At 69.3% G+C, this 12,604-nt stretch carries 13 protein-coding genes; 9 read left to right on the top strand and 4 right to left on the bottom strand.

Annotation, left to right across the window (positions count from 1 at the left end; all coding sequences use genetic code 11):
• Positions 1 to 64: 64 nt before the first annotated feature.
• The 3 genes from C2U31_RS27325 to C2U31_RS27315 form a co-directional block, all read right to left on the bottom strand.
• Positions 65 to 1,057, bottom strand: coding sequence for a FecR family protein (locus C2U31_RS27325; protein ID WP_103275664.1), 993 nt, complete (start codon positions 1,055 to 1,057; stop codon positions 65 to 67).
• 77 nt (positions 1,058 to 1,134) lie between these two features.
• Positions 1,135 to 1,638, bottom strand: a complete 504-nt coding sequence (locus tag C2U31_RS27320) for an RNA polymerase sigma factor (protein WP_103275663.1) — start codon at positions 1,636 to 1,638, stop codon at positions 1,135 to 1,137.
• A 150-nt stretch (positions 1,639 to 1,788) separates the two neighbouring features.
• Positions 1,789 to 2,712, bottom strand: a complete 924-nt coding sequence (locus C2U31_RS27315) for a LysR substrate-binding domain-containing protein (protein WP_103275662.1) — start codon at positions 2,710 to 2,712, stop codon at positions 1,789 to 1,791.
• Positions 2,713 to 2,933: 221 nt separating this feature from the next.
• Here C2U31_RS27315 and C2U31_RS27310 point away from each other — a divergent pair, with 221 nt between their 5' ends.
• The 5 genes from C2U31_RS27310 to C2U31_RS27290 are packed head-to-tail and all read left to right on the top strand — an operon-like array spanning position 2,934 to position 7,193.
• Positions 2,934 to 3,653 (top strand): ABC transporter permease, encoded by a 720-nt coding sequence (locus C2U31_RS27310; protein ID WP_369869802.1) that lies wholly within the window; start codon positions 2,934 to 2,936, stop codon positions 3,651 to 3,653.
• Positions 3,650 to 4,678: an ABC transporter ATP-binding protein gene (locus C2U31_RS27305; protein ID WP_103275660.1), complete on the top strand. Its 1,029-nt coding sequence runs from the start codon at positions 3,650 to 3,652 to the stop codon at positions 4,676 to 4,678. Before C2U31_RS27310 ends, C2U31_RS27305 begins: the two co-directional genes overlap by 4 nt.
• A gap of 33 nt (positions 4,679 to 4,711) precedes the next feature.
• Positions 4,712 to 5,788 carry an extracellular solute-binding protein gene (locus C2U31_RS27300; protein ID WP_103275659.1) on the top strand — a complete coding sequence of 359 codons (1,077 nt, stop codon included), beginning with the start codon at positions 4,712 to 4,714 and terminating at the stop codon, positions 5,786 to 5,788.
• A 7-nt stretch (positions 5,789 to 5,795) separates the two neighbouring features.
• The gene (locus C2U31_RS27295) at positions 5,796 to 6,596 is read left to right on the top strand and encodes an ABC transporter permease (protein ID WP_199770907.1); all 801 of its coding nucleotides are present in this window, start codon (positions 5,796 to 5,798) and stop codon (positions 6,594 to 6,596) included.
• Positions 6,597 to 6,644: 48 nt separating this feature from the next.
• A complete protein-coding gene (locus C2U31_RS27290) occupies positions 6,645 to 7,193 on the top strand; it encodes a TIGR00725 family protein (RefSeq protein ID WP_103275658.1) in 549 nt (182 codons plus the stop codon).
• 504 nt (positions 7,194 to 7,697) lie between these two features.
• On the opposite strand, the gene C2U31_RS30720 is transcribed toward C2U31_RS27290, so the two are convergent.
• Entirely contained in the window at positions 7,698 to 7,985 is a 288-nt protein-coding gene (locus C2U31_RS30720) for a hypothetical protein (protein WP_158658487.1), read from the bottom strand.
• Here C2U31_RS30720 and C2U31_RS27285 point away from each other — a divergent pair.
• The 4 genes from C2U31_RS27285 (at position 7,984) to C2U31_RS27270 (ending at position 12,603) form a co-directional block, all read left to right on the top strand.
• A complete protein-coding gene (locus C2U31_RS27285; RefSeq protein ID WP_103276608.1) occupies positions 7,984 to 8,709 on the top strand; it encodes a response regulator in 726 nt (241 codons plus the stop codon). The two genes, C2U31_RS30720 and C2U31_RS27285, sit on opposite strands and share 2 nt — an antisense overlap.
• Entirely contained in the window at positions 8,694 to 9,890 is a 1,197-nt protein-coding gene (locus tag C2U31_RS27280) for an ATP-binding protein (protein WP_103275657.1), read from the top strand. Before C2U31_RS27285 ends, C2U31_RS27280 begins: the two co-directional genes overlap by 16 nt.
• A gap of 89 nt (positions 9,891 to 9,979) precedes the next feature.
• Positions 9,980 to 11,470 carry a TolC family protein gene (locus C2U31_RS27275; RefSeq protein WP_233772523.1) on the top strand — a complete coding sequence of 497 codons (1,491 nt, stop codon included), beginning with the start codon at positions 9,980 to 9,982 and terminating at the stop codon, positions 11,468 to 11,470.
• Positions 11,467 to 12,603, top strand: a complete 1,137-nt coding sequence (locus C2U31_RS27270) for an ABC transporter permease (protein WP_103275656.1) — start codon at positions 11,467 to 11,469, stop codon at positions 12,601 to 12,603. The genes C2U31_RS27275 and C2U31_RS27270 overlap by 4 nt, the downstream gene beginning before the upstream one ends.
• Position 12,604 lies beyond the last annotated feature (1 nt).

Genomic DNA, 12,604 nt, shown 5'->3' with positions numbered 1-12,604 from the left:
GGATGACAGACGCCCGTCGTTCCTCCGTCCACGATGCCGGCGCCAGGCGGCGCGGCGCGGCCGCTCAGCGCGCCAGCAGGTCGGCGCCGCCGTCGGCGCGGGGCTGGACCCTCAGCGGCACCAGGGCCGGCAGGGCCTTGAGGAAGGCGCCGGTGTCGTCCACGTCGAACACGCCGGAGATGCGCACGCGGGCAAGCGCGGGCGCGACCTGGATGGGCTGCGCGCGGTAGCGGTTGACTTCCCGGACCACCTCGGCCAGCGGCGTGTCGTTGAACACCGTCTTGCCCTGGCGCCAGGCGGTCAGCGTGGCCACGTCCACCGGCTGGATGCGCACCGTCTCGCCGCCGCCGGCCATGCGCACGCCGTAGCCGGCCGGCAGCTTGACGCGCTGTCCGTTCCACCACGGGCCGGCGATGACCTCGACCGAGCCGGATTCCACCGCGACCGCCATCTGGCCGCCGTCGTGGCGGACGTTGAAACGCGTGCCCGTCACGCGCACGCGGCCGATCTCCGTGTCGACGATGAAGGGATGGGACGCGTCGGGCGATACGTCCAGCATGATCTCGCCGCCTGGGTGCAACGTGACCCGACGTTCGGAGCGCGTGTAGCGCACCTCGGTCTGCGTGCCGGTATTCAAGGTGAGGACGGAGCCGTCCTCCAGATCGACGCGGCGCCGCTCGCCCCGCGCCGTGGCGTAGCGCTGCGCGGGCAGCGTCGACGCGAGCCACCAGCCGGGCGAGGCCAGGCCCACGGCGGCGGCCGCGCAGGCGGTCGCGCCCACGCCCCAGGCCAGCCTGCGGCGGCCCGGCGAGAAACGGCGCTCAGGCGCCGCCGGCCGCAGCAGCGGGCGCAGCTTGTGGTCGGGCACGGCCCGCGTCAGCGCCCAGGTGTCCAGCATTTCGCGGTAGGCGCGTTCATGCGCGGGATCGGCGCGGCGCCAGGCGTCGAACTCGCTCCGCTCGGCGGCCGACATCAGCCCGCCGCTGTCGCGGGCGAACCAGTAGGCCGCCGCGTCCAGCGGATCGGCCGGCGGGCGACGGGCGTCAGAGGGGTCCATGGTGCGTATCCGGGAGCATGGGCGAATTCGCGGCTGTTCCGCGCGAGCGGGACGGCGGGTCGGCTTGGTCCTTCATGTCATTGGGAGAACGGGCGCAGCCGTGCATGCAGGTGCCGCATGGTGCGCGTCAGGTATTTTTCCACACTGCTGTTCGACAGGCCGAGCTGGGCTGCGATTTCCGCGACCGTGCGGCCTTCCAGGCGGTGCCAGGCGAACACGGCCGCGCAGGGCTGCGGCAGCTCGGCCAACGCTTCCATCAGCGCGCGCGACAGCTGGGCGGTGCGCACGTTGGCCTCGGGATCCTCGTGGGCGGGATGCTCGTCCTCGGCCAGGTCGTGCAGCGGCACGGCGGCTTCGCGCTGCTGCCGGTGGTGACGGCTGATCAGCCCGTGATGGACGCTGCGGTGCAGGTAGGCGCGGGGATTGCGGATGGCGGACACGTCGCCCTCCAGCATGTTGGCGATGGCGTCGTGCGCCGAGTCCTCGACATCGCCCGGGCCTTGCGCCTTGCGCCGCCATGTTCCCAGCAGCTCGCGATAGTAGGCGAGCCAACCGTGTTCGGTGGGACGGGTCCGGCGCATGGTGGGGGAGGGGCGTGAGGCCAGCGGTGGGGATGGCGAGAAGCTGACGATTATTGCAAATCATTATTATTTAAGCAAAGTACCGGATCTGCCGGTCAATCGCCAGCCTGTTTCCCGGCAGGACCGGGACCGCTCCGCCGGGCGTGGTGATCAGGCTCGCGCCGACGATCCCGTGGCTTCCCGCGACAGCGCGCCCTGTTCCAGCAGCCATTCCCGAAAGACGCCGAACGCGGGCAGGTCCAGCCGGTCGGGCCGCACGCACAGATAGTGTCCCTGGTCCACCACTACCGACGCGCCGCAGGGGCTGTACAGGTCACCGCCAGCCAGTTCGTCCTCCACCAGGATGCGCGGCACCAGGCCGATGCCCAGCCCGCTGCGCGCGGCCTGGATGATCGCCGAATACTGCGCGAAGCGCGGACCGGCCGCCACGCGCGCCTGCGCCACGCCATGCCGCGCGGCCCATTGCGGCCAGGCGTTGGCGGCTTCCTCGTGATGCAGCAGGGTGCGATCGGGCAGCGCCTCGGGCCGGCGCAGCCCCTTGCGGCCGCCGGCCAGACCGTCCGACGCGATGAGCACGAACTCGCGTCCCGCGATGTATTCGGTCACCACGCCTTGCCAGTTGCCCGATCCATACCGGATGGCTGCGTCCACTCGGGCGGGCATATCCTCGGCGGGGGCCAGATGACGGCTGAAGCTCAGCGTCACCTGGGGATGCCGGCGCCGGAACTCGGGCAGGCGCGGAATCAGCCAGCGAGTGAGGAAGGTGGGCACGCTGGCCAGCGTGATCATGCCGGCGTCGCCGTGGCTGGCGCGGGTTTCGTAGGTGGCCGTTTCTATGGCGCGCAGGCTGCCGGCGATCTTCTGCCAGTAGACCCGGCCTTGCGTGGTGAGTTGAATGCCGCGCCCGTCCTTGCACAGCAGGGCCACGCCGAGAAAGGACTCCAGCGCCGCGATCTGCTTGCTCACGGCGCTGACGGACAGGCACAGCACGTTGGCGGCCTGGGTCAGGCTGCCTTGCCGCGCCACCGCGTCGAAGGCCAGCAATTCCTTCAGGGAAGGGCATTGATGTTTCACGGGTATGCACTCTTGAACAGGTTGATCGAGATACTTTCCAAAAATTCAAATGTATTCATAAAAATCACATGTGAAAAGGCTATTTTTTTACCTAGAATGCACCGCGTGGCATGGCTGCATATGGTCCATATTGGAAAGTATTACGGCAGGTTTTCTTGGATGCGGAGGTCGCTGTGGTCCGTGGCGTTTCCCTGGCGTATGGCGCGTATCTGTTGCTGCCGATCGTGCTTTTGGTGATAGGCAGCTTTGGCCAGAACTGGACCAACACGCTGCTGCCGAATGGCGCGACCGGCCAGTGGTATGCCGAGCTGTGGCACGATGCCGCGTTCCGGCGCGCCTTCTCCACCAGCCTGATGGTCGCGTTGGCCGCGTGCGCGATCAATGCCGTGCTGGCCACGCCCCTGGCCTACGCATTGCATCGTGGCGAGCGCGCCGGCCGCGCGTTCGCCGGCCGCGTCGTCGCCGCCATGCCAGTGGCGGTGCCGCCGATCACGTTGGGCTTCGGCTACCTGATCGTATTCAACACCGACGCCATGCCCTGGCTGGGCAGCACGCCGCTGCTGATCGCGGCCCATGCCATCGCGACCCTGCCTTATCTCACCAACGCGCTGCTGACCGACCTGCGTCATCTGGGCCTCGATCGTCTGGAGCAGGCGGCCGCCACGCTGGGAGCCACCGAGTACCAGCGCTTCACCGGCATCGTCCTGCCGAGCCTGCGCCAAAGCTTGCTGTCCGGCCTGGTCATGGTCGCGGCCCTGTCCATCGGTGAATTCAATCTCTCCAACCTGTTGGCGGGTTTTCACAATCGCACCTATCCGGTGCTGCTGTTGCAGGCGTTCTATGGCGCCACGGGATTCGCCTGCGCCGCCACCGTGGTGCTGCTTATCCTCGCCAGCGTCGCCGCCTTGCTGTCGTCCTTTCTTTTGCGCGGATCCCAATGAGCTTGGTCTTTGACTCCGTCGATTATCTTTATCCAGGCGCCCGGCAGGGCGTGCATGGCATTTCGATGCAGGTCGACACGGGTGAGCTGCTGGCCGTGATCGGCCCCAGCGGCTCGGGAAAATCCACCCTGCTCAAGCTGGTGGCCGGCCTGGAGACCGGGCATGCGGGCAGCATCCTGCTGAATGGACAGGATCTGGCGGGCACGCCGGTGCACCGGCGCGGCATCGGCATGGTGTTCCAGAGCTATGCCTTGTTTCCGCATCTGTCGGTGGCGGACAACGTGGCCTACGGCATGGCGCTGCGCAAGGTCGATGCCGCGCAGCGCCAGCGCCGCGCCCGCGAGCTGCTGGAGCTGGTCGGCCTGGCCGAGCATGCCGCACGCGCCGTCACCCAGCTGTCCGGGGGCCAGCAGCAGCGTGTCGCGCTGGCGCGCGCGCTGGCCATCGATCCCCGCGCCTTGTTGCTGGACGAGCCGCTCTCGGCCCTGGACGCCAATGTGCGCGCCTATCTGCGCGACCAGATTCGCGCCTTGCAGCGGCGTTTCGGCGCCACCACGCTGCTGGTCACCCACGACCAGGAAGAGGCGCTGGCCATGGCCGACCGGGTGGCGGTGCTCAAGGACGGTCGTCTGCTGCAGATCGCCGCGCCGCACGTGTTGTATGAGCGGCCGGCATGCCGGGCCGTGGCCGAGTTCGTGGGGCTGTCCACGTTGCTGCCCGGCCGGGTCGCCGCGCCGGATCGCGTCGACGTGGGCTTTGCCCGACTGGCCACGGCGACGGGCGCGCGCGCGCCGGGCCGGGCGGTGCATGTGCTGGTGCGTCCCGAGCATGTCGAGGCCGATCCGCCGCCTGGCGCGCCCAATCGTCTGGAGGGCAGGGTCGGCGCCGTGCGTTATCTGGGCGCCGTCACGCGCTACGACTTCGAGGTGCCCGGGGCGTCCGCGCCCTTTCTCGCGCAAGGCAGCCTGCCGGTCGCCGGCGCCATCGCCATCGATCCCGCGCGTATTTGCCTGCTGGACGATTGATCCCATTTCACTTGCCGCTCAAGGAGCTTCACGATGCAACGCAGACGATTCATCCAGGCCGCCGGCGCCTTGCCGCTGGCGGCGCTGGCGCGGCGCGCGGCCGCCGTGGGCGGTCCCGAGCTATATGCCGGCGAGAAGGCGCTGTACGAAGCGGCGCGCAAGGAAGGGATGTGCGTCTCTTTCGATACCGGACCGGAATGGGCCAACTGGAAGGCGCTGTTCCGCGAATTCAAGCAACGCTATCCGGACATCGAGCTGACCTACAACGACCTGGGGTCCGCCGCCACGGTGGTGGCGCTTGAAAAGATGCGGCGACGCCCGCAGGCCGACACCGCCTATTACTTCGCGGCCTCGGCGGTCGACGCGGCGCGCAAGGACCTGGTGGCGCCTTTCCGCCCCGTGGGCTTCGAGCAGCTGCCCGAGGTGTTCCGCGAGGCCGAAGGCCGCTGGTTCACGGTGCACACGCTGAACATCGCTTTCCTGGTCAACCGCAAGCTCGTCGCCCGTGCTCCCGAGGGGTGGGCCGACCTGCTCAAGCCCGAATACCGGAACGCGGTGACCTATCTCGATCCGCGCAGCACCGGCGTGGGCCAGGTGCTGACTTTCGCGGCGGCCTACGGCAACGGCGGCGACGAGGACAATGTCAAGGCGGGCACCGACTACCTCGGCCGCCTGCATGCAGCGGGCAATGTGCAGCGGGTGGAGGGCACCACGCCTTACGCCAAGTTCCTGAAGGGCGAGATCCCGGTCTGGATCGGCTACGAAAACGATGGCCTGAAAGCCCGGCACGCGGACGGGATGGGAGACGCCTGCGAAATCGTGATCCCCAGTGAAGCCAGCGTGGCGGCGCCCTATGCGATCAGCCTGGTCAAGGACGGCCCCAATCCGAACGCGGGCAGGCTGTGGCTCAACTTCATCATGAGCGATGTCGGCCAGCGCCTGTTCGCGCAAGGCTTCGTGCGGCCGTCGCGGCGCGATGTCTCCCTGCCGGCCGAGGCCGCCGCGCGCATGCCCGCCGCGCCGCAGATCCGCCCCTTGGACGTGGTCAAGGCCGCGGCCCGCAAGGCCGAGTTGGACCAGTTGTGGGCCCAGGCCATCCAGGCCAGGTAGGCGCGCCATGATCGGTCGTTTCGGCGCCTGGCCCGCCTGGGCCTTCATGGGCCTGTTCTTCGTGCTGCCCTTGGCCGCGCTGGCGCTGGAGGCGCTCGCCGAAGGCGGCGGCGCCTGGGCGCGGCTGTACGCCAATCCGCTGTTGCCTGGCGCCTTGCGCAATACGCTCGCCCTGGGTCTCACCGCGGGGGGCGTGTCGGCGCTGGTGGGGACGGCGGTGGCCGTGGAACTGGCGCGCCAGCCCGAGCGCCGCAGGCGCTGGATGATCACGCTGCTGGGCATGCCGCTGGCGTTTTCGGGTCTGGTCATCGCCTACGGTTTCATTCTTGGCTATGGTCGGGCGGGCTTCGTCACGCAGTTGCTGGCCGGCGCGGGCGCCGACCCCGCCCGTGTCGGCGCCTGGATCTACAGCGCGACCGGTCTGGGATTCGCCTATGTCTATTACCTGGTGCCGCGCGTGGCCTTGTCGCTATACCCGGTTTTCGCCAACCTGGATCTGCGGCCCATGCTGGCGGCGCGTACCCTGGGCGCGACGCGCTGGCGCGCCTTCCGCGACACGGTGCTGGCGCAGGTGGCCCCGTCGGTGCTGGCCAATGCCTGCCTGGTCGCGGCGATTGCCATGGGGACCTATGGCACGGCGCTGGCCCTGGCGGGCACGCAGCTGAATATCCTGCCGTTGATGCTCTATGCCCAGATCGGCGACGGCGGGTCGGATTTCGGCGTGGCGGCGGCGTTGTCGCTGCTGCTGATGGCGCTGTGCGTCGCCGTCATGGGCGTGGGCGACGCGCTTGCCCGGCGGCGCCGTTGAAGCGCCTGTGCAATCACGGGCATACCTTACCCAGCGGGATTCGAAGACATGGAAAAGAACCGAGCGGACACGCCGTTGCGAATAGCGCCCTGGGCTTCCTCGATGGCGCAGTTGGCCGAACGTCAATGCGGCGCGCGGCGCCATCTGCGTCCCGTGGGCATCATCGGGCCCGGCGATGGCGATCCGCGCGTCTGCGAAGCCGCCTACAGGGTAGCCCGCGCGCTCGCGCAGGCCGGAATGAGCATCGTCAATGGCGGGCGTGGCGGAGTCATGGCGGCGGCTTCACGCGGCGCGCGCGACGGCGGCGGCATTGCCATCGGCCTGTTGCCCGAGGATGACGATCGCAACGCCAACGAATGGCTCAGCGTCGCCGTCGCCACGGGCATGGGCGAAATGCGCAACGCCCTGGTGGCGCGCAGCGCCGTGTGCCTGGCCGCCATCGGCGGCAATATGGGCACTTTGTCGGAAATGGCGCTGGGCCTGAAGTGGGGGACGCCGGTGTTCGTGATGCATGGCGATGTGGCGCTGCCCGGCGCCGTGCAGGTGCGCGACGTGGACGAGATGCTGGTGCGGATCTCGGCGCATCTGCTGGCGTGATCTGGCGCGGGTGCCGTCCAGCCGTTGTCATGCCCCACGCCCCTGTCAGGGGGGCTTCGGATATTCATCCGCTGCGCGTTCGCGGCGGCTTCATCCTGTGCACGGCGGCTACCTTGACCAGCCATTGCGGGTCGCTGCAATGCGGTGATGGGGCGGCCTTCCGGAAGCAGGTCATGTTCCAGTTTGAAAAAAGGGCCAGTAGCAGGGCCAGGCTGACCGCGCGAACCGCAGACGCTGGCGCCCCTGTTGCCGGCGCCAGCGCTTCTGTATGGAGAAATTATTTCAGTTTGAGGCGCGTCAAGCTTCCGGACCGAACGTGGTATCCGGCCTACATTCCGTCGGCCCAGGATGCAATTTGAAAGGTGTTCGCGATATCCTTTCCCGCTGTAGCAGAGCCGGCGGGGAAGGCTCGCTATAGAATAAGAATTATTACTATTCTGTGTCCGGGGAAGCGTATCCACGCCTGGGGGCCGAAGTTGCCGCGAAGCCGACGCCGCGAGGCCGTCAGGCAGGCGCGGCTTCGTCCTGCGCGGCCGGGCCTGCGAGGCCCGCAAGGAATGGCAGATGGCCTGGATTGGCCCGACGCCCATTTGGGGATCGGGAAGATGGATAGAACTTTACAAAATCACAAAGATTCCTTGTCGATTCCTGAATGAAACGTGACAGCATCCTGGCATCCGTAACCGGCCTGTTCGACAGTTCGACCTGGGCGGGCAAGCAGGGCGGCGCACCCCGGGCCAGCTTGCCGCCGGCCGATACGCCGCCGATGCCCCACGCTTGCAGCAAAACCATGTCTTTTCCCAATCCATCCCTGAACACCTTCACGGAGCGGCTCGTCCTCGTGGCCGAGGACGAGCCGGGAATCGTCGGCGTCCTGGAGGCCTATCTCCGCCGCGACGGCTTTCGCACCTGCTCCGCCATGGACGGCGTCGAGGCCATGCGGCTGTTCCGCGAGCTGCGTCCCGACGCGGTTCTGCTGGACGTGAATCTGCCGGGCATGGACGGGCTGGACGTATTGCGCGCCATTCGCGACGAAGGCCAGACCCCCGTCATCATCGTCACGGCGCTGGCCGATGACGTCGACAAGCTGCTTGGGCTGCGCCTGGGCGCGGACGACTACGTCGTCAAACCCTTCAATCCCGCCGAGGTCGTGGCGCGCCTGCGGGCCGTGCTGCGGCGCGCGGGGGCGCATGCGAACGCCGCGCCCATCCGCGTCGGCGGCATCGAGATCGACGAGCAGGACCACGTCGCGGTCGCGCACGTGGGCGGCGGGCGCTCCGTGCCGCTGCAACTGACGCTGACCGAGTTCCGCCTGCTGGCCTGCCTGGCATCCCAGCCGCGGCGCTGCTTCTCGCGCGGATTCCTGATCGAGCACTGCCTGCCGGAAAGCGACGCGCTTGAGCGGGTCATCGACTCGCATATTTCCAAGCTGCGGCGCAAGCTGCATGCGGTCGGGCAGGCCGACATGATCGAGGCCGTGCGCGGCGTCGGATACCGTCTATGGCGCGAAAACTAGACCGCATCTGGATCCGCTTCGGCCTGGCGGTCTCGGTCACCATGACCCTGATGCTGGCCGTGCTCGCCGGCACCCAGGTCATGTTCTGGAAGATCGAGCACCGCGAGTTCCAGCAATCCCTGCCCGTGGAAGTGCGCGCCGAGCTGGACGATCTCACGGCCCGCGGGCTGGAAGACGGTCCGCGCGCGATGCAGATCTACGGCGAATACTGGGCCGTCGATCCCATGCGCGGCGAGAAGCTCGCGCTGCTGTTCACCGTGCTGCTCGGGCTGCCGCTGGGCCTGGCGTCCGGGTTCTTCATCTCGAAGGTGATCACCCTGCCGCTGGATTCGATGGCCGCGGCGGCCACCCGGGTGGCGCTGGGGGATTTCACGGTAAGGGCCCATGTGGGCAAGGCACGCGGCGAAATGGCCGAAATGGTGCGGGATTTCAATCACATGATCGATTCGCTCGAAACGCTGGACCGGGAACAGCGCGTGACGCTGGCCTCCATCTCGCACGAGCTGCGCACGCCCATCGCGGTGCTCAGCGCCCGCCTGCACGCGATCTGCGACGGCGTCATCCCGGTCAGCGACGAGGAAATGCGCGGCCTGCTGGACCAGTCCCTGCACCTGGGCCGCCTGGTCGCGGACCTGCACACGCTGTCGCTGGCTTCGGTCGGCCGGCTGTCGCTGCAGACCCGGCCCGTGGATCTGGTGGCGCTGGTCGGCGACGCGCTGACCAGCTTCGAGGCCAGGCTGGCCGAGAAGGGCTTCGAGGTGGACACGCAGCTGCCCGCCTCCGCGCAGGGCAAGCTGATCATGGCCGACCCGGACCGGCTGCGCCAGATTTTCGCCAACCTCGTGGAAAACGCCTTGCGCCACGCGGCCAGCGGGCGCTGGATCGGCGTGGAAGTGCGCATACACGCCGGACAGGCCGTGCTGGCGGTGAGCGACGCGGGGCCGGGGCTGCCGGCGTCCATGCGCGACCGTCCGTTCGAACGCTTTCCGCACCAGCCCAGCGCCATGCATGGCGGTTCGGGCCTGGGACTGTCGATCGTGCACGCGCTGGTGGACCAGCAGGGCGGGTCGGTGCTGGCGGATCGCTCGGTGCGCGGCGGCATGCGGATTCAGGTCTGCTTTCCCGTGATCAGCCAGGACGCGAAGGCGTCCGCGGGGCGCAGGCAGGCGTCCCTCGCGTGATGCGCCCGGCCGCGTCCATCAATTCTCCATAAACCCTGCATGGCCCCGCAACGTCGCGGGGGCATGCTGGCAATGTTATCCAGCCAACCGTGACGGCTGCCGCCGTCCGCTACGCCATAGATACCCATGCATCGCTGCGCTGTCCTGAATCGTTCAAACTCCGCTGCGCCGCGCTGCTGGCAAGCGCGCTCCTGTCGGGCTGCATGTCGGTGCCCGTGCCGGAGCTGCCGGCGCAGGTGCCCGGCGCCTGGTCCCAGGCGGCCGGCGAGGGCGCGCGCGCGGTCGATCTGCGGTCCTGGTGGACGGCGCTGGACGATCCGCGACTGAACGCGCTGGTCGAGGAAGCGTTGCGGCGCAACCTGGACCTGGAACAATCCGCGCGCCTGCTGCAGGGCGAGCGCGAGGTCGCCGGTCGCTGGCGCTCGCGCTACTTGCCGGGTTTCGGGGTCGGCGCCCGCCCGGTGCAGGACGCCCAGGCCAAGGATTCCTATTTCCACGCCAGCATCGACATGGTCTGGGAGCTGGGCCTGTTCGGCGCGGCCGAGAGCAGCAGGCTGCAGGCCGGCGCGGACGCCGACCTGGCCGCCGCCCGCGAGCAGGGCCTGCGCGTGTCGGTGGTCGCGGCCGTGGTGCGCAACTATCTGGACCTGGGCGTGGCCAACGGTCAGATCGCGCTGCTGACGCAGATGGCCGAGCTGGACCGCGAGGCCGAGCGGCTGGCGCAGGTGCGGCTGAATACCCGCCTGGGCACGCCGCAGGACGCCGACACGGCCAGCGTGCGCCGGCAGCGCACCCTGGCCGCGCTGGCGTCGATGCGCCTGGCGGCCGACCGGTCGGCGCGCGCGCTGGCGCTGCTGCTGGGCCGCGACGCGCCGGATCCCGGCTGGAGCGCGGTGGCGCCGTCGCAGGGCCTGCCCGGTTTCGCCCTGGGGGAAGTGCCGGCCGACCTGCTGCGCACCCGTCCGGACATCCGCGAGGCCGAAGCCGAAGTGCTTCGGGCCGCCGCAAGGCTGGGCATGGCGCGCTCGGCGCTGTATCCGCGCCTGAGCCTGGGTGGTTCGGTGCTGTACGCGTACAACATGACGCAGAACCACCGCTCGAACAACAACTTCGTTCCGGCCGGCGGTCCCACGATCGATATTCCGCTGTGGGACTGGGGCGCCCGCCAGGCGCAGGTCAAGGCCGGCGAGCAGGGCATCGCCGCGGCGCTGGCCGGCTACCGCAAGGCGGTGTTGTCCGGCGTGTCGGAAGTCGAGGAATCGCTGTCCGCGCTGGCTCGCGAACGCGAGCGCATCGCCGCGCTGGACGAGGCGCGGAGGGTGCTGGACCGGCGCAACGGCTCGCAGCGCAAGCTGGCGTCGCTTGGCCTGTCCAGCCCCTACGACGGGCTGGAGGGCCGGCGCGCGCTGCTCGAGGCGCAGTCCGACGTGGCGCTGGCGCGCGGCGCGCGGACCCTGGCCTTCGTCGCGCTCTACAAGGCGCTGGGCGGCGCCCCGCTGGCGCCGCAGCCTCAGCCGGAACAGCAGGCGCAACAGCAGGCGCAAGAGCAGGCGCAACAACCGCGGCAGGTGCGTCCATGATCGCCCTGGCGCGCAAGACCCTGGTCTATGAATGGCGGCGCTTCGTGCCCGTGGTGCTGGCGGTCGGCTTCTCCGGCCTGATGCTGGTGGTGCAGGCGGCGCTGGTGCTGGGCATTTTCGGCGCTTCGGCGCTATACGTGAACGCGTCCTCGGCCGATCTCTGGGCCGGCTACCCCGGCACGCAAAGCGTCAATTTCGGACGCACGGTCAGCGCCGACGCCGAAATGCGGCTGCGCATGGATCCCGAGGTCGTGGCGGTCGAGCCCTACCAGTGGGTCGATGGCGACTGGACGCCCGAGCGCGTCGACGCCGGCAGCGTGTCGATCTATCTGTCCGGCATTGCCGTCGGCCCCGACGCCATGCTGTTCTCGAAGCTGCTGTCGCCGGACCTGCGCAAGCGCCTGCGCGAGCCGGGGGCGGTGATCGTCGATTCGGCGGACCTGGAATCGCTGGGCGTGGCGGAAGGCGGCAAGGCCTGGATCAACGGGCACCCGGTGCGCGTGGTCGCCGCGATCGCGGGGCTGCGCGGCCTGGGCGGCGTGAACGTGCTGGCGTCGCTGGATTCGGCGCGCGTCATCGGCGGACCGCAGGCCGGCCGGGGCAGCACCTATTACGTGGCGCGGCTGGCCGATCCTTCGCGGGCGCCGGCGGTGCAGGCGCGGCTGGCGCAAAGCGACGCCAGCTTCGGTCCGCTGCAGGTCTGGACGGCCCAGGAATTCGCGCAGCGCTCACAGCAGTACTGGCTGCTGGATACCGGCGCGGGCATGGCCGTGCTGTTCATGGCCCTGATCGTCTGCCTGGTCGGCGCGGTGATCACCAACCAGTCCTTCGCGGCCGTGGTGGCGGCGTCGGCGCGCGAGTACGCCACGCTGAACGCGCTCGGCGCGAGCCGAGGCGCGCTGGCCCGCGTCGTGATCGAGCAGGCCTGCCTGGTGGGCGGCCTGGGCATGGTGCTGGCGGCCGTGGCCAGCGCGCTGCTGCTGGCGGTGGCCGTGTTCTATCACGTGCCGGTGGCCATGACGTTGACGGCGGCCCTGGGCTGCGCGGCGCTGGTGGCGCTGATGGCGCTGATGTCCAGCGTGATGGCGGTGCGCGGCCTGATCCGCACCGATCCGGCCCTGCTGCTGCGCTGAT

The organism is Achromobacter sp. AONIH1 (genome assembly GCF_002902905.1).
In the GTDB taxonomy this organism is placed as follows: domain Bacteria; phylum Pseudomonadota; class Gammaproteobacteria; order Burkholderiales; family Burkholderiaceae_B; genus Achromobacter.
The sequence above is the reverse complement of the archived record's forward strand: the minus strand, read 5'-3'. Positions and strand labels throughout refer to the sequence as shown.

Bases quoted from the DNA above. Each gene is read 5' to 3' on its own strand.
- C2U31_RS27290 (WP_103275658.1), top strand. From the start codon at position 6,645: ATGGAAAAGAACCGAGCGGACACGCCGTTGCGAATAGCGCCCTGGGCT.
- C2U31_RS27300 (WP_103275659.1), top strand. From the start codon at position 4,712: ATGCAACGCAGACGATTCATCCAGGCCGCCGGCGCCTTGCCGCTGGCG.
- C2U31_RS27305 (WP_103275660.1), top strand. From the start codon at position 3,650: ATGAGCTTGGTCTTTGACTCCGTCGATTATCTTTATCCAGGCGCCCGG.
- C2U31_RS27295 (WP_199770907.1), top strand. From the start codon at position 5,796: ATGATCGGTCGTTTCGGCGCCTGGCCCGCCTGGGCCTTCATGGGCCTG.
- C2U31_RS30720 (WP_158658487.1), bottom strand. From the start codon at position 7,985: ATGGTTTTGCTGCAAGCGTGGGGCATCGGCGGCGTATCGGCCGGCGGC.
- C2U31_RS27320 (WP_103275663.1), bottom strand. From the start codon at position 1,638: ATGCGCCGGACCCGTCCCACCGAACACGGTTGGCTCGCCTACTATCGC.
- C2U31_RS27325 (WP_103275664.1), bottom strand. From the start codon at position 1,057: ATGGACCCCTCTGACGCCCGTCGCCCGCCGGCCGATCCGCTGGACGCG.
- C2U31_RS27280 (WP_103275657.1), top strand. From the start codon at position 8,694: ATGGCGCGAAAACTAGACCGCATCTGGATCCGCTTCGGCCTGGCGGTC.
- C2U31_RS27285 (WP_103276608.1), top strand. From the start codon at position 7,984: ATGTCTTTTCCCAATCCATCCCTGAACACCTTCACGGAGCGGCTCGTC.
- C2U31_RS27270 (WP_103275656.1), top strand. From the start codon at position 11,467: ATGATCGCCCTGGCGCGCAAGACCCTGGTCTATGAATGGCGGCGCTTC.